The following is a 21,793-nucleotide window of genomic DNA, read 5'->3' on the forward strand; positions in this document are numbered from 1 at the left end:
ACCCATCCACCGGCGTGCGCACCTCAAGCGGGCCAGAATCCAGCTCAGCGTCGCTGAAACCAGCAGAATGGAGAATTGAGGAGTGGGGAAGTTCACCGCCTATTATGGCATCCATCTTTGTCATGCGTCGTCCGATCAAAAGCAACAAGGCACAACATGAATTGATGCCTTGCTGACTGTTTCCAATTTATTCTGTATATTTTCACTGTTCTTTGACGAATGATATTGAAACAATATCCCGAATATATGAGAAAAACTTGTATGTTAGTTTCCCGCCGCTTCTTGCCCACCATCCCATCCCTGCTTGCGCTTGAAGCGGTTGATCGCCTTGGCAGTGCGTCGGCGGCTGCGAATGACCTTGCATTGACGCAAAGTGCTGTCAGCCACCAATTGAAACAGCTAGAGGCCCAAATGGGTGTTGATCTGATCTCGCGGGATCAGATGCGGCTCCAGCTAACGCCAGCCGGCGCGGAATTCGCCCAAGAAGCACGGTATTTGCTGGAACGTTTGGGACGCGCGTCAGTCAAGTTGCGCGCCAATCCAACGGGCGGATCCCTGAACCTGTCGATTTTGCCGTCGTTTGGGCTGAACTGGCTCGCGCCCCGGCTCAAGGATTTCGTCCGTGCGCATCCCGAAATTACGGTGAACTTGCAAACGCACAACCTGCCCTTCAACTTTGAGGCCAGCCAGGCCCAAGCAGCGATCCACTATGGGCGCCGGGACTGGCTCGATGTGAATTACCTGCCGCTGATGCCCAAGCACGTGCTGCCAGTCTGCGCGCCAGCCTTGATCGACACCCCCGCGCACCACGCCAAGGATCTGTTGCAGCACCCGCTTTTGCACTTAGAAACGCACCCGGATTCCTGGGAACAATGGTTTGGCTTGCACGGGGTTGAGACGTCAAAATTGGAAGGGATGTTGTTTGATCAGTCATCGACCATGACACAGGCGGCGCTGCACGGTTTGGGCATTGCCCTGCTCCCCACCTTTCTTGCCGAAGATGAGATCGCCCAAGGGCGCCTGTGTCTTGCCCTACAAGGTCCCGCCGTGTCGCTGGGCGAGTATTTTCTGGTTTGGCCAGAGAAACAGGCCACGAACTATCCGCGGATCAAATTTCACGAATGGCTCATGACCCAGACCTGAGGGCCAAAGCCCTATCGTAACCCTTGCGTTGCCTTTTGCATCGCGGTGATCAGCGCGTCACGTTTGGCCGACAGTTCAGCCGGCGTTTGACCGCGTGCCTCGGATTGAACGCCCTGAATGAGTGTTTGCGCCACCTCGTCATTCAGATGGACCTGACCCAGATCATCCCACCATCCATTGAACGTATCACTGAAGTGATCGCAGAATGCGGCGAGGCCACCGTCCCCCGCCCCAAGGTTGAACAACATCGTCGGCCCCATGGCCGCCCAGCGCAACCCCGGCCCTGCCCACATGGCTTTGTCCACGTCTTCGACGCTGGCAACGCCCGAAGTTACAAGGCTGATCGCTTCACGCCAGACGGCGGCCTGCAAACGATTGGCCACATGGCCGGGCACCTCTTTGTTCACTCGGATCGTTGTTTTGCCCACGCTTTTGTAAAATCGCTCAGCGGCCTCGACAACGCCTGCGGCAGTCTTGTCATTGCCCATCACTTCGACCAAGGGGATCAGGTGGGGGGGATTGAATGGGTGGCCCAAAATCATGCGCGAGGGGTCAGCCCATCCGCCCTGCATTTGCCCAAGGGTCAAGCCGGAGGCCGAGCTTGCCAGAACCGCATTTTTGGACAACCCCGATTCAATTTCGGCATACAGCGCATGCTTGATGGCCAATCGTTCGGGAACGCTTTCTTGAATAAAATCAGCGCCATCTACGGCTTCGGGGGCGGAGTTGTGAAATGTGAGGGCATCGGGCGTACCGTTTTCCGTCAGCCCCAGATCGGTCATCGTGGGCCACGCCATTTCGACGTAATCACGCACCTGCTTTTCTGCGGTGGGGGCCGGGTCGAACACCGCAACCGACCGTCCGGATGCAAGAAACAAAGCCGTCCAACTGGCCCCGATGACGCCGCCACCCAAAGATGCGGTATGTGAAAACTCAATCATTAAAACAGTCCGGGATTTAGGGGGGAAGCAGCCGTCATGCCGCCATCAACAGTGAAACATTCGCCCGACACATAGGTTGATTGATCTGATGCGAGCCACGCCACCATATTGGCGATATCTTTGGGTTCACCGAACCGGCCCACGGGATGGCGCGCCAAGGCATCGGCCATGGCCTGTTCAGGGTCCCTTGCCAAAGCAAACCCGTCTTCGGCCATTTCAGTCATGATCCAGCCCGGTCGGATTGCGTTGCAGCGCACCTTGGGTCCATGATCCACCGCGATTGAGCGGGTCAGCCCGTGCACAAAGGCCTTGGACGCATTATAAAGCGCCATTGAGGGGTCCGCGACCACACCCGAGATCGACCCGATGTTGATGATGTTGCCGCCCTGTTCTGCCATATCCACCAAAGCAGCCCGGCACATGTTAAACACGCCTTTGCAGTTAACATTCATCACCAGATCCCAATCGTCATCATCGCTGTCAGCAACCGTTTTTTCGACCTGAACCCCCGCGTTGTTAACCAGTAAGGTGATTTGACCAAAGGTGGTGTTTGCCGTCTTGACCAGCGCTGCGGCGTCATCAGTTTTCGACACATCCGCCTGAACCCAAACCGCGGCATCTGATAGATCCTTGGGCCGTTCCCCGCGTCCGCATGTGACCACGTTATGACCGTCAGCCAGCAAGCGATCCACAATGGCGCGGCCGATTCCACGGTTTCCACCGGTTACAATAGCAGTCTGCTTTTCCATGCGTATCCCTTTTCTATTCAACGACTGCGCCGCAAACGCAGCTGACTCTATCAAGTTTCAAAAGCACCCTCAGAATGCCACCTGATCACCGCCCTTGAGCGCCAGCCGTTCCCGGGCCTCGGCCGGAGTTGCGACCTGCAGCCCAAGGCTTTCGATGATCGAGCGGATTTTCGTGACCTGTTGCGCGCTGGAAACGGCTTTTTCCCCCGGCCCTATGTACAGGCTGTCTTCCATACCGACGCGGACATTGCCGCCCAACAACGCACTTTGGGTGGTAAAGGGCATCTGATGGCGGCCAGCGGCAAGAACCGACCATTCATAGTCATCCCCAAACAACTTGTTTGCGATGGTGTGCATGTGCATCAGGTTATCAAGATCCGCGCCAACACCGCCAAGAATGCCAAATACCATTTGCACAAAAATCGGCCCCTTGATCCAACCCTGATCAATGATCCACGCAAGGTTATAGAGATGCCCAAGGTCATAGCATTCAAATTCGAACCGCGTGCCGTGGCCCTCGCCCAACTCTTTCAGGGTGTATTCAATATCTGCAAACGTATTGCGAAAGATGAAATCGCGCGTCATGTCGAGGAATTGCGGTTCCCAGTCATGTTTCCAGTTCGAATACTTGTCTTTCATCGGAAAGATGCCAAAGTTCATCGACCCGATGTTCATACTCGCCATTTCGGGGCTGGCGACAGTGGCTGCGCGCAACCGCTCTTCGCGGCTCATCCCCAATCCCCCACCAGTAGAGACATTCATGACAGCATCGGTCGCCTGTTTGATGCGCGGCAAAAATTCCATGAACAGGTCCGGGTTGGGATCTGGCTTTCCGGTTTCAGGGTCCCGTGCATGCAGGTGGATGATCGAAGCTCCTGCCTGGGCCGCCTCTATACTGGCCGTTGCGATTTCGCTGGGTGTGATTGGCAGATGTTCCGACATGGTTGGCGTGTGAATCCCACCGGTTGGCGCGCATGTAATAATGACTGATTTTTGTGCTGCCATGATGCGTTTCCCTGCTCAGAGTTTCATCTGCTGGACTTGGGCGGACAGACCACCATCCAGAACCCACAATTGACCACTGGCATACCGGGCCTCGTCTGAGGCGAGCCAATTGACCAAGTTTGCAATATCTTCGGGCGTGCCATAGGTGCGCATCGGATGCACATCGCGCACTGCCTGCTGCAAAGTGTCGATATTGCCCCCGTCCCCACCTGAACCGTCGCCAGTGAAGAAGCTCTGCAACATGGGGGTGTCGATGTAACCCGGACAAATGGCGTTGACCCGGATGCCTTCGGGGCCATGATCACAGGCCATCGCGCGCGTCAGCGCATGCACCGCGCCCTTGGTTGCGCAATAGGCAGCCAAACCGGGATCCGCGATGAAGCCATCATAGCTGCCAAAGTTGATCAGGCTGGCTGACGTGCCGGATTTAGCCGCGGCCCGCATCAACGGCAGTGCATATTTCGAGGTCAGGAATGTTCCGGTGCAATTCACTGCAAAGGAGCGGTTCCATTCCTCGAGAGAGGTCTCTTCGATGGTTTTTTCGATTTCGATACCAGCGGCGTTTACCAATATATCCAGCTTACCAAATTCGGCCTGCACCTGGGACATTGCGGCCTGTACAGCGCCCTCGTCCGCCACATCCATTTCAACAAACCGACTGCCATCAGCGTCGTGTTGGGCAAGCGATCCCTCAGGGCTTAGGTCAGCGGCATACACAGTTGCGCCTTCGCGCAGAAACCGGGCCACGATGGCGCGGCCAATGCCGCCCCGCCCACCTGTAACAAGTGCTATTTTTCCCTCTAGTTTCATTCTGGCTCACCTTCTTTCAGGGGTGGAAACCGATAGCGCGCAGCCGCTACCGTCCAATCCATGTGGTTGCGTACATATTGCTGGCTGGCATCACTTGGCGGATTGTAATCCCAAGCCTCACCCGCACCGGATTCCATCGCGGCATGCAGCGCACGACGGGATTTTTGGGTTGAAATGATATCCTCGCGCAGTTGACGGCTGTCCCACCGCGCGTGGACCTCTGTTGCGAAGGCCTTGGCCTCGGCTGCATAGGTGGGATCGGATGCGACATTCACCCGCTCCTGAGGATCCGCGACCAGATCATACAACTGTGGGGGATCAGCGTCACAATGGATGTATTTCAGTGCCCCACGCCGGATCATGAACACCGGATAGGGGGTCATTTCTGCGCAGTATTCGCCGATGGCTTCGTCCTTGGGGTCCGCTTCGCCCCGCGCCAAGGGCATCAGGCTGCGCCCATCCACGGGTTCCCCCAACACGGTTTCATCACCCCCGGCAATATCAACAAGCGTCGGCAGGATATCCACCAGAGAGCAGGCGTTTGAGGCGATGCCTGGCACCACGTCTGGCCCCGCTATGATCAGCGGAACCCGCGCAGAGTTTTCAAAGAAATTCATCTTGTACCACAAGCCGCGTTCGCCCAGCATGTCGCCATGGTCAGCCGTTACGATCACGATGGTGTTGTCCAATTCCCCGATATCATTGAGCGTTTGCACCATCTCGCCAACTTTACTGTCGAAATAACTGACGTTGGCCAAATATGCGTGGCGCGCGCGCCGCACCTCTTCGTTGCTCAGCGGGACATAGCTGGCTTCGATCCCATCCATCAAACGTCGCGAGAACGGATCTTGTTCTGAAGCCGCGAGTGTGAATTCGGGCAGGTCAATGTCGTCTTCGGAATAGAGATCCCACCATTCCGGTTTTGCCACATAGGGATCATGCGGGTGAATAAAGCTGGCCACTATCGCAAATGGCGCGTCCGAGCCGTGTGCTTTGTCACGCCCCCGATCAATCAACCAGCGTCGGGCGGCAAATCCGACTTCGTCGTCATAATCGGTCTGAAACGTAGCAACCGCGACCCCGCTTTCCTTGACCGTCTGCATGTTGTGATACCACTTGTCGATCCGCTCGTCGTGGGCCTCCCAATCTGGGGTCCATGCGAAATCAGAGGGGTAGATATCTGTGGTCACACGATCCTGAAAACCGTGTTTTTGGTCCGGACCGACGAAATGCATTTTGCCCGACAGACATGTGCGATAGCCCAGCGCCTGAAGATAGTGCGCGAATGTGGGAACCGTGGCGCGGAACTCACTGGCGTTGTCATAGGCTGCAATGCGGCTGATCAACTGACCAGACATAAAGGCGAACCGCGACGGGGCGCATAACGGTGAATTGCAATAGGCCGCATCAAAGCGCATGCCGCGTGCCGCCAGCGCATCCATATGGGGCGTCTTGGCGATGGGATGGCCATAGGCCCCACAAAACTGCGGGGCCAACTGATCAGCCATGATGATGACGATATTCGGGCGTTTCGGCATTGTTCCCTCCCTAAGTGACCGAAATGACAACGTTAGCCGCACAGGGCGGTGGCTGATACGTCATCGGCTTGGTCCTAAACGCCCAAGGGAAACATGTGGCTTTCATCCGGCGGCCCGTTTGTAAGCCTCCAACACAAGCCCGTGGAAATGATGCACTGCATGTTCGGATTTACCGGACCCTTCGGGGTCATTTACAATGCGACCCTGCTGGAACGCCGGGGTGCTCATGCCGCGCTGTACGCTTTCCACAAGATTGATGTCTTCGACCTGTAGCACCTCATCGAGGTAGCGGATGGTATCAAGCTCGGCCTCGTTCGCGGTCTTTTCTTCGAGAAAGAAATCATAGGTTTCCAGCGTGCGATCAGGTCCAACCGGGATGATGTTGAGAATGATCATCGACGACCGCCCCGGATATCGCATGATGCATGTGTTTGGCCAGAGCCACCATACAGCGTGGGTTTTCACCGTGGCGTTTGACACGTCATAGGCACTATTGGTCGAGTTGCCCGCATCGGCCATATGACTGGAATAGATCCCGTGGGTGGTCACCTTGTAGGTATCCATATCCACCAGATCACAGAAATCTTTGTGGGCCGTTGGGCAATGGTAGCATTCCAAGAAATTGTCGACGACGTTTTTCCAGTTGGACTTGATATCATAGGTCAACCGATGGGCAAAGGTCAGGTTCTCGATATCAGGGGCCCAATGCTGGATCTCGGTCGCAAGGTCGCCTGTGATCTCGGACAAGGGCGCGGCCTGTGGGTCAAGGTTCACATAGACAAAGCCGCAGAACTCTTCGACCTGAACCTCGTCCAGACAGATATCACCGGTGTCGAAATCCTGTAGGGTCTCTGTGTGGGGGGCACGCACCAATTGCCCGTCTAGCTTATAAACCCACGCATGATAGGGGCACATGATCCGCGAAGTTTCCCCCTCGCCTGACAACAGCTCGTGCGCGCGATGTTTGCAGACGTTGTAGAAGGCGCGCAAAGCACCGTCGCGATCCCGGACCAAGGCAATCGGAGCGCCTGCAATTTCGATAGTTGTATAGCTGCCCGGCTTGCGCAGCTTTTCAACGTGACACACCCACTGCCATGTTTTGGCGATGATCTGCTTCAGGTCCGCCTGATGCCACATCGGGTCCACATAGGCATCCGCCTTGAGCGATAGGGATTTTGCCGCCTCAACGTCATACCCCGAGGCGATGTCCTGAATTTGCTGTGAGCTGGGCAATACAGTCATGATGACTCGTGTCCTCTGGCAGATGTGGCGGAGGCTGCAAAGCGTCCCATCCCAAAAGGATTACGGTTTTCAGCTGGGCTTTCTGCGCTTAACTGGACGCATTCTTATCTTTTTTCGCCACTTTTGCAATCTCGTCACAGATTACTCCGCCTTGCGATGCATGGGCCAAGCCCGGAATTCAAAGGGTACGCGCCCTTCGGTTCGATCGCTGCGGGGTGACAATCCAAAACGATCCCGATAGGCCCGGCTAAAATGCACATGGCTGGAAAAGCCCGAAGCCAGCGCGACTTCGGCCAACGGCAATTCTGTCTGGGTTACCAATCCGCGGGCTCGATCCAGTCGGATATCACGATAATAGAGCACCGGCGTCTTGTTCACGTATCGGGTGAACTGGCGATTGAGTTGTCGCTGGGACAGGCCGATGACATCACAAATCGCAGGAATCGCAAGCGGCACCTCAAGGTGTGCCTCCATCAAAGCGATGGCTTGCTTAACAACATCTGGGGCGCGTTGTCCTACCGGCTCAACCAACTGCGGACTCTGACGCGCGCCCACCGGCCGTACATGATCGTGTAGGATATAGCGCGCCGCCGCGTTGGCCAAACCATCTCCGTGGGTGCCCCGAATGATATGAAGGGCGAAATCTGCAACCGCTGCGCCGCCGCAACAGGTCATCCGGTTGCCATCAAAGACAAACAAATCTTCGGTTGTCTCGACTTCAGGATAAAGTTCCTGCATCGCGTCGATGTGTTCATAATGGACAGTCGCCCTGCGCCCGTTAAGCATCCCAGCTTTTGCGAGGATAAAGGCGCCCGTATCCAAGGCGCCAATCGTGCTGCCTTGCCGCGCCCATTTCCACAGCGCAGCATGAAGGGGCGTTGTATTGTGGGCCTCTGGTGTCCAGCTGGCCGAGAGGACAACGATGTCTGTCGCCCTGTCCGCAACATCAGCAAGGGCCACTGTCTCAAGACTCAGCCCGTTGCTCGCCATGCATTGCCCCCCAGATTGCGAGACAATTTCCCATTGGAAATGTGCGCATCCATTCAAATAGTTAGCCGCCCGAAACGGGTCTAAGAAACCCACCGTGGCGGCCATATTGAAATTCGGCGTCACTAAGAGCAAAAGCCGGATTGTTTTTTGAGTGTCGCGCGTCATGCGTCCATTTCTGTGAGCCAGAGGTCCCACTTCGCATTCCATATAAACACCAATGCGCATAGGGTTCTGCCATGATTACAGCCCCTCGGAACAAGAGCAAGCAAAGGGACCCCATCAAGTCTTGCCCTTTGCTTTCTGAGCAGGCTTATATGCGAGATTAATCAACGTGATCTGTCCTTGAGCAATGGCCTGGTTGATTGCCCCTTTTCAACACCCAATAAATGGTCTATGTGCGCGGCTTCACGCGGGGATACAGCCTTGGAGGATCCCTGCCCTAACTTTGGAGAATTATCATGGCTGGAGAGATTCCTGATCTCGTAGCTCTGGAACGGACGGGGACAGGCAAGGGCGCCGCTCGTCAATCACGCCGCAACGGCATGGTTCCTGGTGTTGTATTTGGTGGCGACGTAGATCCGCTTGCGATCGAAATCCCGTTCAACGCCCTGCTGAAGCGCCTGAAAGCAGGCCGCTTTAAGTCGACTCTGTTCAACCTCAAGGTTGAAGGTCACGAAGATGTACGCGTCATCTGCCGCGACGTGCAGCGTCACGTTGTCAAAGATCTGCCGACACACCTGGACCTGATGCGCCTACGTCGCACCAGCAAAGTCAGCTTGTTCATCCCTGTTGAGTTCATCAACGAAGAAGAAGCGCCCGGCATCAAGCGCGGCGGCGTTCTGACTGTTGTACGTCCTGAGGTTGAGCTGGTTGTAACCGCCGGTGACATCCCTGAGAAACTGGTTGTTGATCTGACCGGTCTGAACGTTGGTGACACCATCACCATCTCAGCGATCGATCTGCCTGCTGGCGCCAAGGCGACCATCGACCGTGACTTCGTTGTCGCAAACATCTCGGCTCCGTCGGGTCTGCGCTCTTCGGATAACGACGAAGAAGACGAAGCAGAAGATGGTGTAGAGGAAGCAGAAGCGTAAGCTTTTCTTCTTTCACGAATTTGGAAAACAGGGCCCCAGCGGGCCCTGTTTTTTTGTGCCCAATAGGCATCCCATACAAAATCGCCCACATATTCAACTTATTGTGTATCATATCCCCAATCGACGTTCAGAGAGAGTTTCACCAGGCACTTTGCGTGCCGATCCACGGGAGAGATATTATGACCAAAACATTAAAGTTGGCAGCGACCCTGACCGGTGCCGCCATGATGTGCGGCATACCAATTTTCGCGTTTGCGCAAGTTCAAGATATGTTGCCATCCAAAGACGATGTGGCGATCAGATTCACCAGCGATCACTTTTCACCCTATGCAGGCCGCACCTTTCCAACGCGCGTTTTATGGGGCGACACCCACCTTCATACCGAGGTTTCGGTAGATGCAGGTACCATGACGCGCCTAAGCCAAGAAGACGCGTTTCGTTTCGCACGCGGCGAAGAGGTGACGACCACCCATGGGCTGCAGGCAAAGTTGGCCAGACCGTTGGATTGGCTGGTGATTTCAGATCACGCTGAAATGTATGGCCTCATGCCCCAGCTGTTGGCGGGCGATCAAGAAATCCTCTCTACGGAGCAGGGGAAATCCTGGTATGATGCGCTGACCAGTGGCGACAACGATATTGTCTTTAACACTGCAATGGAGATCGTCGCCTCTTTGTCGACGGATACGCCTCCGATTGATAACCCCAAAGCAATCAAGAAGGCTTGGCAGCACTACACCGCGCTGGCCGAGCAATATAACGATCCCGGTACGTTCACCGCACTGATCGGCTATGAGTGGACCTCGGAAGGGGGAGACAACATCCACCGGAACGTCATTTTCCGGGACGGGGCCGATATGACAAATGCCGTGACGCCTTTTTCGCAATTCGATAGCAAAAACCCCGAAGATTTGTGGGCACACCTGGCTGAATACGAAAAGAACACTGGTGGTGATGTCCTTGCCATCCCTCACAACGGCAACCTGTCAAACGGTCGATTGTTCTCGGTTTCAAATTTCGACGGCACTCCCTTGAGCGCTGAAAATGCAGCCCTTAGGGCACGATTTGAACCCGTCATCGAAACGACCCAGATCAAAGGGGATAGCGAAGCGCACCCCTTTCTGAGCCCGGATGATGAATTCGCGGATTTTGACACGTGGGATGCATCGAATCTGAACGGCACGCAGGCCAAAACCCAAGACATGTTGCAATACGAGTATTCTCGGGAAGCCTACAAAACCGGGTTGTTGCTGGAAGAACAGTTGGGAGTGAACCCCTACAAAGTCGGGCAAATCGGATCGACGGATGCCCATACCGGCATGGCCGCCGTGGAAGAAGAGAACTTCTTTGGCAAGCATTCCGGCGTAGAGCCAGAACCGAACCGTTGGGAACACCTTGTCATCGAAGCCCCAAATCCCGAGTTTTCGATCTATGGCTGGAAACAGGCATCAGGTGGGTACGCTGGGGTTTGGGCGACCAAAAACACCCGCGCAGCAATTTTTGATGCCTTTGAGCGACGCGAAGTCTACGGCACGACCGGGTCTCGTATGCTGGTCCGGTTCTTTGGCGGATGGAACTTTGATCCATCGGACGCAGACAATCGCCTGCCCGCGGATATCGGGTATGCCAAAGGTGTACCCATGGGTGCGGACTTGCCTAAATCCTCTGGCGACGCCCCCAACTTTCTCGTCGCGGCCCTCAAAGACCCCATGAGCGGGAATTTGGACCGCATACAGATCGTCAAGGGCTGGCTGAATGCTGACGGTACGCGCGGCGAAAAGGTCTATGATGTCGCGTGGAGTGATGACCGGGTGCCTGGCGCGGATGGCAAGCTGCCTTTGGTTGGCAACACCGTCGACATCCCCAACGCGACATGGACCAATACCATCGGGGCACCGGAATTGATCTCTTTCTGGCAGGACCCGGATTTTGATCCGGCGCTTCGCGCGTTTTATTATGTCAGGGTGATCGAAATCCCCACGCCACGCTGGACGGCCTATGAGGCCAAGCGTTTCAATGTGACGATGGACGATACGGTGCCCATGGTGACTACCGAGCGGGCCTATACTTCACCCATCTGGTACACCCCCAAGGGCTAATGCATTTGAGGAAGGGGGTCGGACAACACTGGCCTGCTTCCTCACTAGAAACCCGTCGCGTTTCAGTGCATTTAGACAAAGAGACTGATAGAGCGCGGAGCAGATCATGAAACTCTTTGTTGGACTGGGAAATCCAGGTGGGAAATACGCCGGAAACCGTCACAATATTGGCTTCATGGTTTTGGACCAAATCGCGAGTGACCATGGGTTTGGCCCATGGAAGACCAAATTTCAGGGGAAAATCTGCGAAGGCCGGCTCGGCTCTGAAAAGGTTCTGTTGCTGAAACCGGAAACCTTCATGAACCGCTCAGGACAATCCGTTGGTGAAGCCATGCGATTTTATAAACTGGACTCTACTGACATTACCGTTCTGCATGATGAACTGGATCTGGCCCCCGGCAAAGTCCGTGTCAAAGCCGGTGGTGGGCATGCGGGGCACAATGGCTTGCGATCCATCCACGACCATATCGGCGCCGCGTATGATCGGGTGCGGCTGGGGATCGGCCACCCCGGACGCAAAGAAATGGTGGCCAGCTATGTGCTGCATGATTTCGCCAAGGCTGACGAAGAATGGCTGGATAATGTGCTGCGGGGGGCCTCAGATGGGGCGCCTCAGCTGGCTGATGGCGATGGCGGAAAGTTCATGAACGCGGTGGCCCTGCGCACGGCTCCGCCGCGTTCCTCGACCTCAGCTAAAACAGCGAAAAAAGCGGCCACTTCTGAACCTGATCCTGCTGCGCCTGTTGAGGATACACGCTCTTCAATGCAGAAGCTTATGGATCGTTTCAAATAGTCCACCTTGCCGCGACGTTTTGATTGCTCATTGGGTGACCCATTTGTCAGGATAACGACAAAAGAGGGAGAGTAGTGATGCGCGCAGTCGGTAAATGGATCGGTCGAATTCTTGTTGCCCTTGTGCTGGCCGCTGTAGTGGTTGGTGTTTGGAAACGCGAAGAAATCAAACGGTTATGGGCGGTAAATTCGCTCTTCTCGGAGGAGAAGATCGTGAACAATTTTTCCCATATGGACGCGGCATTTCTGACCAGAACGTTGTCGCGTGGCGACGGGCCAACCTCTGAATTACCCTATGGGTCAGAGACCCAATTGCCCGCCGAAACGGCTCAATGGATCGAGGACCGGTCTGTGACGTCCCTGTTGGTTATGAAAGACGGCGCGATCCGGTATGAAGAATATTTCCTCGGCACCGGTCCCGATGATCGCCGAATATCCTGGTCCATCGCCAAGAGCTATCTTTCAGCGCTGTTCGGGGTTCTGATGGAAGAAGGCGCAATTGCTTCCCTGGATGATCCGGTTATCAAATATGCGCCGCTTCTCAAGGGCAGCGCTTATGAGGCCGCCACAATCCGCAATGTGTTGAACATGGCAAGCGGTGTGACCTTTGACGAAGATTATCTGGACTATGACTCAGACATCAACCGCATGGGTCGTGTCGTCGCCTTGGGCGGTGCCTTGGATGATTTCGCGGCGTCTATCACCGAGAGTTTCGCAACACCCGGCGACACTTGGCAGTACGTGTCCATCGACACGCATGTGGTTGGGATGGTTGTTCGAGGCGCAACAGGTCGATCTGTATCAGAGCTGTTGGAGGAAAAGATCTTGATACCACTGGGGCTGGAACAGGACGGCTACTATGTGACTGACGGTGCGGGTGTTGCCTTTGTCTTGGGTGGTTTGAACTTCACCACGCGTGACTTTGCCCGGTTTGGTCAGATGATTTTGCAGAACGGTACCTACGGTGGCACGCGTATTGTGCCCGAGGCCTGGATTGCGGAATCGACACATGCAAGCGCCCCGACCAAGCCCGGAAAGATCGGGTATGGATATCAATGGTGGATCCCCGTTGGCGCCCACCAAGGTGAATTTCTGGGGCGTGGTGTGTACGGGCAATACCTTTATTTTGATCAGCAGCGCGGTGTCCTGATCACCACAACCGGTGCGGATCGCAAATTCAGGGACGAAGGTGTGAGCGAGACAAACATCGAAATGTTCCGCTTGATCGCAAAAAACTTGTAAGCTGTATGGTATGAAACCAGATCCAAGCATCAATGCACTCGGGGGACCGTTGACGCCCTGCTCAACAACCCCCCTGACCGGCTTCTTTCGCGATGGCCATTGCAACACCTGCGCCCAGGACCAAGGCAGCCATACAGTTTGCGCTGTCATGACGGCCGAGTTCTTAGCCTATTCCAAATACGTCGGAAATGACCTGAGCACACCCCGCCCTGAATTCGGCTTCGCAGGGCTGAAGCCAGGCGATAAATGGTGTCTTTGTGCAAGCCGTTTTCTACAAGCCCACGATGAGGGGTGTGCGCCAAAGGTTGATTTGCAAGCGACGCACCAACGCGCGTTAGAAATCGCGCCCTTACCGATACTGAAACAGCATGCGATTGATGCTCCTGATTGACAGATGTCCTACTGGCGGTGGCCTGACCATCGGGTACGCTTAGACAAAAAAGACCAGCCCAATATCTTGGGCTGGTCTTTTTCTTGTTCTTTGGGTGCTCTGGTCGGCTTAATCTGCCGCACGCCCTTCGGTATCTGACATATCAAACCCAAGGTGCTTGGCCACGGTAAAGATATCTTTGTCTCCCCGCCCGCACATGTTCATACAAATCAGGTGATCCGCGGGCAGCTCTGGTGCGATTTTCATCACATGCGCCAAGGCATGACTGGGCTCGAGCGCCGGGATAATCCCTTCGGTTGAACAACATAGCTGGAAGGCTTCCAGAGCTTCCTTGTCCGTGATCGACACATACTGCGCGCGACCAACATCGTGCAGCCAAGAATGTTCAGGGCCAATTCCAGGGTAATCCAGACCCGCTGAAATGGAATAGCCTTCCAAAATCTGACCATCATCGTCTTGCAACAGGTAAGTCCGGTTGCCGTGCAACACGCCCGGACGACCGCCCGTCAGGGATGCACAATGTTCCATTTTTTCATTCACGCCACGGCCACCGGCCTCGACCCCAATGATATTAACCTCTTTGTCATCGAGGAATGGAAAGAACAGCCCCATCGCATTTGATCCACCACCGATGGCAGCGATCAGAGTATCGGGCAGACGGCCTTCGGCGGCCTGCATCTGCTCTTTGGCTTCTTTGCCGATGATGGATTGGAAATCGCGCACCATCGCCGGGTAAGGGTGCGGACCTGCAACAGTGCCGATGCAATAGAAGGTGTCGCGCACGTTGGTCACCCAATCGCGCAGCGCATCGTTCATCGCATCCTTGAGCGTGCCCCTTCCCGATGTCACCGGAATGACCTCGGCCCCCAGCAAACGCATACGGAACACGTTGGGGGACTGACGTTGAACGTCGTGTGCCCCCATGTAAACCACGCATTTCAAACCAAACTTGGCGCAGACAGTTGCGGTTGCAACACCGTGCTGCCCTGCCCCGGTTTCAGCAATGATCCGGGTCTTGCCCATGCGGCGGGCCAGAATGATCTGCCCCAAAACGTTGTTGATTTTGTGCGCGCCGGTGTGGTTCAGCTCATCCCGCTTGAGGTAGATTTTGGCTCCACCCAAATGCTCGGTCAGGCGTTCTGCAAAATACAGCGGGGATGGGCGACCAACATAATTGGTCCACAGATCATCCATTTCCGCCCAAAACGTCGGATCGGTCTTGGCCTTCTCGTATTCCTCTTCCAATGACAGGATGAGAGGCATCAGAGTTTCGCTGACAAACCGTCCGCCAAACTTACCAAATCGACCACTTTCGTCAGGGCCGGACATGAAGGAATTGAAAAGATCGTGGTCCATAACAGTCTCCGTCGTCGTGCCAGATGTTCATAGGAGGTGATTGCGAAATTTGCTATGCCTAAACGCATCACACCTCAAATTGCCTTTGCATCGTACATAGCGCGGCGCAAAGCCATTTCGATTGAGAAACATTTAGCAGCTATTTGCACACGGCATTTAACGGAAACACTGCGCGGATTTCCACATAGCAAGCGAGATCTACAAAAAGCGGTCCAATATGTACGATCTGCGAAGCAAAAAGGTCTACGATCCCGAACGGTCTTGCCGGGCCGCAATGCGGCGCTCAATCTCATGTCGCAGTTCAATGTTTGCCTGTGTTTGTTTGAGAGCTGAACGGTTGATCAACGAAGACATCGCAAATTAGTTGATCAACTGCATCGGGGTAACGGCTGACGATGATCTTGGACAATAGGATCAGCGCAATCGCACACACCAACAAAATGACCAAACGCTTATTTTTTTCCGGTTTCACGTGACTGGAGCAGATCTAGCCTCTCACGATCTTCTCAAAAAATTCGACGTCCTATGGTGTGATGATATCGCGTTCCCCCAAAACTAAATCGTATGGGTCAGGCCTTTTATCCGCTCACAGCTGACACAAATGCCCGGATCTTTTCAGCATCTTTAATGCCAGGTGCGCTTTCCACGCCCGAGGAGACATCAACTTGCTGCGCCCCCGTCATCAGGACCGCCTCAGCCACATTGTCAGGCGTCAACCCACCGGCCAACATCCATGGACACTGCCAGTATTTGCGCCCGGCGAGTAGACGCCAGTCAAAGGACAACCCATTCCCCCCCGGAAGCACAGCCTCTTTCGGAGGTTTCGCATCAATCAACAACTGATCAGCGACTTGGGAATACACATCAATCTGCGCCAAATCCGCTTGATCTGCGACGCCGATGGCTTTCATCACGGGCAAACCATAGCGCTCTTTAACTTCAGAAACGCGTGCTGGACTTTCCTTGCCGTGAAGCTGCAACAGGTCCAGCGGCACCGAGGCCAGAATGTGGTCCAATTCCGCATCTGTCGCATTCACCGTCAAAGCAACCTTGGCAATCCCAAGTGGTACTTGCCCAGCCAGTTCAGCCGCTTTGGGAACATCCAGATGACGCGGGGATTTTGGAAAAAACACAAAGCCCACGTATCGTGCCCCAGCAGTCGCAGCGGCCTGAATCTGCCCAACTGTAGTCAGGCCGCAAATTTTGACGCTCACATCATCAGACATGCAGGCTCAGCTTGCCTCGTCCAAAATGGCCAGAACTTCGTCTTTGCCTTCGTTCTTTTGTGCTTTCAACTTACCGACTTCGCGTTCCAGTTTGCGCACTTCGCGTTTCTTGGTGCTGACATCCTTGCGATGCTTGTGCTCGCGCAGCCACTCCCACAGGAAGCCGAGGATTAGCCCGACAACCACGCCCCCAAGGACAACAACAAACAACGGGAGAGCAATCCCGTGGTTGAAGCCCAGAAGGTCAGCCAGATCATCCGGCATGAGTTTCAGTGTGACCATACCACGGTTTGCCAGAGACACTGAGATCAAGATGATCCCCAGTGATCCCAGGACCGCGTAGCGAATGTAGCGCATCATGTTACTTTCCGTTCAATCGATCTCGTAGCAATTTGCCGGTCTTAAAGAATGGCACATGCTTCTCTTCGACATGCACTGTTTCGCCGGTTCTTGGATTGCGACCAATCCGCGCGTCTCGCTGTTTGACCGAAAATGCGCCGAAGCCGCGCAATTCAACCCGGTCGCCGCGCGCCATAGCATCCGTGACTTCTTCGAACACAGTATTCACAATCCGCTCAACGTCACGCTGATAAAGATGTGGGTTTTCGTCTGCGATTTTCTGGATCAGTTCAGAACGGATCATGTGCTGTTCCCCTCCCAAGGCAACAAGGTGGCTGTGTGCTATTGGTCTGAGAGTATAGGAAAAAATTGGGAATGAGGGAAACTAATCTGGCCTAAATATCCAGAATAATTTCAATTTCCGCCCTTTACGTCCATTCGACCTCTTCAGTTTCGCCGATCTCTTGCTTCTCACAGCACACTTAGAAGCGATGATTCGTTAACTATTAGGGACAAGTTCCACCTGCGCTGCGGTACCTTTCCGTCGCGAAATGCGAAATCCGGGCACCTCCCTTCTTACCTAATCATTCCAGCTTGGGCCCAACATTTGCTTCTAGATGCACCCGCAGGGTGCCAAAGGCGCCCTGCCCGGCCCAAATGATCCTGGATGCATTTCAATGCATTTAGGGCAGGCGGGAGTTCACCTTTCAAGAACCCCTACAACGAAAAAGGCCCCACAACTTGCGTTGCAGGGCCTTCAAATTCAGATGGAGTAAAGCTTAGTCGCCAGACTTCAGTGCTGCGCCAAGGATATCACCCAGCGATGCGCCGGAGTCCGAGGAGCCATACTGTTCCACTGCTTCTTTTTCTTCCGCAATTTCGCGTGCCTTGACCGACAAACCCAGACGGCGTGTCTTGCTGTCGACGTTAGTGACGCGAACGTCGACCTTGTCGCCAACATTGAAACGCTCAGGGCGCTGCTCAGCACGGTCACGCGACAGATCAGAGCGACGGATGAAGGATTTCATGCCTTCATAAACCACTTCGATGCCGCCTTCTTCGATGGCAGTCACTTCAACAGTTACGATCGAACCGCGCTTCACGCCGCCAACCGCTTCTGCGAACTTGTCACCACCCAGAGCTTTGATCGACAGCGAGATACGCTCTTTGTCGACGTCAACCTCGGAGACAACCGCCGAAACCATGTCGCCTTTGCGGTAGTTCTGGATCGCATCTTCGCCGCGCTCGTCCCATGACAGGTCGGAGAGGTGAACCATGCCGTCGATGTCGCCTTCGAGACCAATAAACAGACCAAATTCGGTGATGTTTTTGACTTCGCCTTCGACTTCTGTGTTCTCGGGGTGTGTTTCTGCAAACACTTCCCAAGGGTTGCGCATGGTCTGCTTGAGACCCAGCGAAACGCGACGCTTGGCGCCGTCGATTTCCAGAACCATGACTTCGACTTCTTGCGAAGTGGACACGATTTTGCCTGGGTGTACGTTCTTTTTGGTCCAAGACATTTCGGACACGTGAACCAGACCTTCAACGCCGGGCTCGAGCTCAACAAATGCACCGTAATCGGTGATGTTGGTCACGCGACCAGTGTGCGTTGTTTCCAGTGGGTACTTGGCAGCAACCAGATCCCATGGATCTTCCTGCAGCTGCTTCATGCCCAAGGAAATACGGTGAGTCTCTTTGTTGATCTTGATGACCTGAACCTTAACGGTTTCACCGATCGACAGGATCTCGGACGGGTGGTTCACACGACGCCATGCCATGTCGGTCACGTGCAACAGACCGTCTACGCCACCAAGGTCAACAAACGCACCGTACTCGGTGATGTTCTTGACCACACCATCGACGGCCTGACCTTCGGACAGGTTGCCAATGACTTCGGCCCGCTGTTCGGCACGCGATTCTTCGAGGATCGCACGACGCGAAACAACGATGTTGCCACGACGACGGTCCATCTTCAGAACCTGGAACGGCTGCTTCAGACCCATCAGAGGGCCAGCGTCGCGTACGGGACGTACGTCAACCTGCGAACCGGGCAAGAACGCAACTGCGCCACCCAGGTCGACAGTAAAGCCGCCTTTGACGCGACCAAAGATTGCGCCTTCGACGCGCTCTTCGTCTGCGTATGCTTTTTCCAGGCGATCCCATGCTTCTTCGCGGCGCGCCATCTCACGAGAGATAACCGCTTCGCCACGGGCGTTTTCAGCCGAGCGCAGGAAGACTTCTACTTCGTCGCCTACAGCGATTTCAGGAGCTTCACCGGGATTTGCGAATTCTTTAAGATCAACGCGGCCTTCCATTTTGTAGCCGACGTCGATGATGGCCTGGCCCGCTTCGATCGCGATTACCTTGCCTTTAACAACGGAACCCTCTTCGGGGGTGTCCATTTCGAAGCTTTCCTGCAGCAGGGCTTCGAAGTCTTCCATAGATACGTTTTGAGCCATGAGGTCTCTGGTTTCCTTTACAACGATTTTTCTGGCCGTGCGGTTGTCTCCGCCGGTCTTGGTTTAGCGTCACAGAACGTGGCCCGGTGTATCTCTGAACCAAACAAACACAAAGGGCCGAGGATCGCCTCAGCCCTGCTCAGAAATGCCATCCAGGCGTTAGCCGCCCTTGTATTGACTAGGCGCGTATAGGCGGATTCCCTTTTGAGCGCAAGAAAAAGCTAAGTTTGCAACAACAATCAGCGAGAGTAGCTCTATGTGGAGCTCTCATTTAAGTCTCAAAATGCGCCTGCAAAATTGCCACTCCGAGAAAATAGATAGTTGAATTCAAGCGAATCCCCCCTTGATATTCAAGGTGAATAGTCATAATGATTATATCATGGAGGGGGAATGCCATGATAATTTCGCGAATTTTCAGACAGCCTAGATCACTGCTTTCAGCAGCCTTGTTGAAGCTCCGCTTCCCGAGACTAAGACTAAAAAATCCGGGAGAGGAACCTCAAAAAGACGGGCAGTTAATACGCAAATTGATGCGGAAGTATACCAAGCGGACCCAAGAGAAAGGCTATCTTACACCGCTGGAGACCAAAGATTTGGACTTAGTCATATTGACTTGTCGAGATTATGATCTGAGGGCATGTGCCAGCACACTTAATCAACACGCAAGAACCCTTACCTATTTCTCAAACCCGGAACAGGCTTGGCTGCGTGTTAGTCGGCTTGATGCAAGCAGTACAGTTTTCTTCATAGACATCGATTCTTTCGATGAAATGGACAATGTCGTGAACAAACTTATCGAACTTCGCACATGCGAACCCGCCCTTACTATCGTTATATTGTCATCAACCTTTGCCCGAAATGATTTTACCGCTGAGAGAAAAGCGATAGCTGATTGCTCTTTACGTTTGCCAACAACAACAACGGCGCTCGGATTGTCCATTGGGGCGGCTCGCAGCAATACACGGGCACGCGCGGCTTGGCCTCAAAATGACTATCGTGACCTTCAATTTCCCGCACCATTGCGCCGAAAAAAACATAAAACTTTTAAAAAGTGGCCAAGAAACGCCGATATTGATATACAAGTTGATTGCCTGAAGTAGACCCCTTATTGTGCTTTGTACAATCTGAGACAGGGCGTTCTTATGAGTTCAGGCATTTTGGTCCAAATCGCACAGCTGCGAGATTTGCTAAATACGATGGAGCTTGACCTTGGTCTTGATAAGCTTTCCCCGAATGAGCGAGATGTGCTGCTCGCCTTCTATGCAAACGCATGGAACGATGCAGAAGACCGATCCGTCTGCACAACAGATGTTGTGCGTGATCACCCGACTCTTCGCCGGATATCCCAGCCAACGTTCCACCGCACGCTCAAGAAACTCGTCGACAAGGGCTTGGTCCTCCAGAACCGTGCCCTTGGTGCAGGGCTTTACCAACTCCCCAACCAATAGACGCTTCACCCACGCCTCAGCCCAAAGCCTTTGGCCCAAAACGCCCAGCAAGCGGCAGTACCGGCCTTTAACCACGCGCTCTCAAGTTATTGGATCTGCAAATTCAATAAGGGTCCCAACCTTGAGGTCAGTCAAATGACCAGCGGACGTTTATCCGAAAAATTCTCTGAACCTCTTTCGAAAATGTTCTGCCATAGTGTTTTTTTGATTGGCTCGATTGTGCTTACTGGAGAGCTGTTGCTTCCACTGCAAATCAATTTTGTCACAAACCTGTCCCCGACGTCGTCTATCGTTTTCCTACCTTTTGGAATTATTGTCATTGTTAGTTTCTTTGAAGGTAAGCGCGCTCCGCTCTACCTGCTTCCGGGAACGATTGCCGGGTGCTTTCTCTATTGTGATACCACTTTAACTGCCGTGAAACTCATAGGGATCATGGCAGTCAATATTTGCACCGCGCCAGCGATATTTTGCCTTTTGGATTGGTCAACACTTTGCAACCGGCGGGAAGACATGCTGCACCCCCGAGCTTGGAGAATACTGATTCTTGGAGGTTTCGTATCGTCGTTGGTAACTTCGCTTTTGATACACCGCATCCAACACGACCAAGAGTTTCTGTGCGAACACTCCATTGATATCGTGGTGCAGCATATCATCGGGTACATGATTGGCATGGTAGCGGTGCTGGGAGCCTTAATTTTACTCTTTAGGTTCTCACCACGACTTTGCAGAACAACTCGGGTAGCGACTTGCAATCACAAAATTCGAAGGAAGCATTCCTCGGACACTGACGAACCATGACAATGCGCAAGGAAGCTATTGATAGAAGAAGGGTTAGTCGCTCTAACTTTGCCATTGGCAAATCCACCACTCACATAAGTTAGAGCGACACGCTTCGAGCCACGTGAAAATTCCGTGGCTCGGAGTTTATTGGT

General features: G+C 54.1%; 21 protein-coding genes. 9 read left to right on the forward strand and 12 right to left on the reverse strand.

Features of this window, described 5'->3' with window-relative positions; genetic code table 11:
- The first annotated feature begins 261 nt into the window (after positions 1-261).
- Positions 262-1,143 (forward strand): LysR substrate-binding domain-containing protein, encoded by an 882-nt coding sequence (locus ABWV33_RS06900; RefSeq protein WP_113825095.1) that lies wholly within the window; start codon positions 262-264, stop codon positions 1,141-1,143.
- An 11-nt stretch (positions 1,144-1,154) separates the two neighbouring features.
- Here ABWV33_RS06900 and ABWV33_RS06905 read toward each other — a convergent pair whose 3' ends face one another.
- From ABWV33_RS06905 to ABWV33_RS06935, 7 genes are all read right to left on the reverse strand, one after another.
- Positions 1,155-2,084: a 3-hydroxyacyl-CoA dehydrogenase NAD-binding domain-containing protein gene (locus tag ABWV33_RS06905; RefSeq protein ID WP_353329637.1), complete on the reverse strand. Its 930-nt coding sequence runs from the start codon at positions 2,082-2,084 to the stop codon at positions 1,155-1,157.
- The gene (locus ABWV33_RS06910) at positions 2,084-2,833 is read right to left on the reverse strand and encodes an SDR family NAD(P)-dependent oxidoreductase (protein ID WP_353329639.1); all 750 of its coding nucleotides are present in this window, start codon (positions 2,831-2,833) and stop codon (positions 2,084-2,086) included. The genes ABWV33_RS06905 and ABWV33_RS06910 overlap by 1 nt, the downstream gene beginning before the upstream one ends.
- A gap of 69 nt (positions 2,834-2,902) precedes the next feature.
- Entirely contained in the window at positions 2,903-3,838 is a 936-nt protein-coding gene (gene kce, locus ABWV33_RS06915; protein ID WP_353329641.1) for a 3,5-dioxohexanoate:acetyl-CoA acetone transferase, read from the reverse strand.
- A 15-nt stretch (positions 3,839-3,853) separates the two neighbouring features.
- A complete protein-coding gene (locus tag ABWV33_RS06920) occupies positions 3,854-4,648 on the reverse strand; it encodes an SDR family NAD(P)-dependent oxidoreductase (RefSeq protein WP_113825103.1) in 795 nt (264 codons plus the stop codon).
- The gene (gene betC / locus ABWV33_RS06925) at positions 4,645-6,186 is read right to left on the reverse strand and encodes a choline-sulfatase (protein ID WP_353329643.1); all 1,542 of its coding nucleotides are present in this window, start codon (positions 6,184-6,186) and stop codon (positions 4,645-4,647) included. The genes ABWV33_RS06920 and betC overlap by 4 nt, the downstream gene beginning before the upstream one ends.
- 102 nt (positions 6,187-6,288) lie before the next feature.
- Positions 6,289-7,428 (reverse strand): aromatic ring-hydroxylating oxygenase subunit alpha, encoded by a 1,140-nt coding sequence (locus ABWV33_RS06930; RefSeq protein WP_353329645.1) that lies wholly within the window; start codon positions 7,426-7,428, stop codon positions 6,289-6,291.
- Positions 7,429-7,569: 141 nt separating this feature from the next.
- Positions 7,570-8,583, reverse strand: coding sequence for a GlxA family transcriptional regulator (locus tag ABWV33_RS06935; protein WP_353329647.1), 1,014 nt, complete (start codon positions 8,581-8,583; stop codon positions 7,570-7,572).
- A 293-nt stretch (positions 8,584-8,876) separates the two neighbouring features.
- Here ABWV33_RS06935 and ABWV33_RS06940 point away from each other — a divergent pair, with 293 nt between their 5' ends.
- From ABWV33_RS06940 to ABWV33_RS06960, 5 genes are all read left to right on the forward strand, one after another.
- Positions 8,877-9,512, forward strand: coding sequence for a 50S ribosomal protein L25/general stress protein Ctc (locus ABWV33_RS06940; RefSeq protein WP_353329649.1), 636 nt, complete (start codon positions 8,877-8,879; stop codon positions 9,510-9,512).
- A 179-nt stretch (positions 9,513-9,691) separates the two neighbouring features.
- Positions 9,692-11,608, forward strand: coding sequence for a DUF3604 domain-containing protein (locus ABWV33_RS06945; protein WP_353329651.1), 1,917 nt, complete (start codon positions 9,692-9,694; stop codon positions 11,606-11,608).
- Positions 11,609-11,714: 106 nt separating this feature from the next.
- On the forward strand, positions 11,715-12,401 hold the full coding sequence (gene pth, locus ABWV33_RS06950) for an aminoacyl-tRNA hydrolase (RefSeq protein WP_353329653.1): 687 nt from the start codon (positions 11,715-11,717) through the stop codon (positions 12,399-12,401).
- A 77-nt stretch (positions 12,402-12,478) separates the two neighbouring features.
- Positions 12,479-13,642: a serine hydrolase domain-containing protein gene (locus tag ABWV33_RS06955; RefSeq protein ID WP_353329655.1), complete on the forward strand. Its 1,164-nt coding sequence runs from the start codon at positions 12,479-12,481 to the stop codon at positions 13,640-13,642.
- Between the two features lie 10 nt (positions 13,643-13,652).
- Positions 13,653-14,033 (forward strand): DUF2237 family protein, encoded by a 381-nt coding sequence (locus ABWV33_RS06960; protein WP_353329657.1) that lies wholly within the window; start codon positions 13,653-13,655, stop codon positions 14,031-14,033.
- A gap of 108 nt (positions 14,034-14,141) precedes the next feature.
- Here the strand turns inward: ABWV33_RS06960 and trpB are convergent, their stop codons facing one another.
- The 5 genes from trpB to rpsA form a co-directional block, all read right to left on the reverse strand.
- A complete protein-coding gene (gene trpB / locus ABWV33_RS06965; RefSeq protein WP_164617971.1) occupies positions 14,142-15,389 on the reverse strand; it encodes a tryptophan synthase subunit beta in 1,248 nt (415 codons plus the stop codon).
- Between the two features lie 578 nt (positions 15,390-15,967).
- Positions 15,968-16,615 carry a phosphoribosylanthranilate isomerase gene (locus ABWV33_RS06970; protein WP_353329659.1) on the reverse strand — a complete coding sequence of 216 codons (648 nt, stop codon included), beginning with the start codon at positions 16,613-16,615 and terminating at the stop codon, positions 15,968-15,970.
- A 6-nt stretch (positions 16,616-16,621) separates the two neighbouring features.
- Positions 16,622-16,972: a lipopolysaccharide assembly protein LapA domain-containing protein gene (locus ABWV33_RS06975; protein ID WP_113825536.1), complete on the reverse strand. Its 351-nt coding sequence runs from the start codon at positions 16,970-16,972 to the stop codon at positions 16,622-16,624.
- Positions 16,973-16,976: 4 nt separating this feature from the next.
- The gene (ihfB, locus tag ABWV33_RS06980; protein WP_113825123.1) at positions 16,977-17,258 is read right to left on the reverse strand and encodes an integration host factor subunit beta; all 282 of its coding nucleotides are present in this window, start codon (positions 17,256-17,258) and stop codon (positions 16,977-16,979) included.
- Between the two features lie 475 nt (positions 17,259-17,733).
- A complete protein-coding gene (rpsA, locus tag ABWV33_RS06985) occupies positions 17,734-19,440 on the reverse strand; it encodes a 30S ribosomal protein S1 (protein ID WP_258547104.1) in 1,707 nt (568 codons plus the stop codon).
- 368 nt (positions 19,441-19,808) lie between these two features.
- On the opposite strand from rpsA, the gene ABWV33_RS06990 reads away from it, so the two are divergent.
- From ABWV33_RS06990 to ABWV33_RS07000, 3 genes are all read left to right on the forward strand, one after another.
- Entirely contained in the window at positions 19,809-20,513 is a 705-nt protein-coding gene (locus tag ABWV33_RS06990) for a hypothetical protein (RefSeq protein ID WP_353329661.1), read from the forward strand.
- Positions 20,514-20,555: 42 nt separating this feature from the next.
- Complete coding sequence (locus ABWV33_RS06995) at positions 20,556-20,861, forward strand: helix-turn-helix domain-containing protein (protein WP_113825129.1); 306 nt, start codon at positions 20,556-20,558, stop codon at positions 20,859-20,861.
- A 135-nt stretch (positions 20,862-20,996) separates the two neighbouring features.
- Positions 20,997-21,659 (forward strand): hypothetical protein, encoded by a 663-nt coding sequence (locus ABWV33_RS07000; RefSeq protein ID WP_353329663.1) that lies wholly within the window; start codon positions 20,997-20,999, stop codon positions 21,657-21,659.
- Positions 21,660-21,793: the final 134 nt, after the last annotated feature.

The organism is Phaeobacter sp. NW0010-22 (assembly GCF_040365955.1).
In the GTDB taxonomy this organism is placed as follows: domain Bacteria; phylum Pseudomonadota; class Alphaproteobacteria; order Rhodobacterales; family Rhodobacteraceae; genus OMPR01.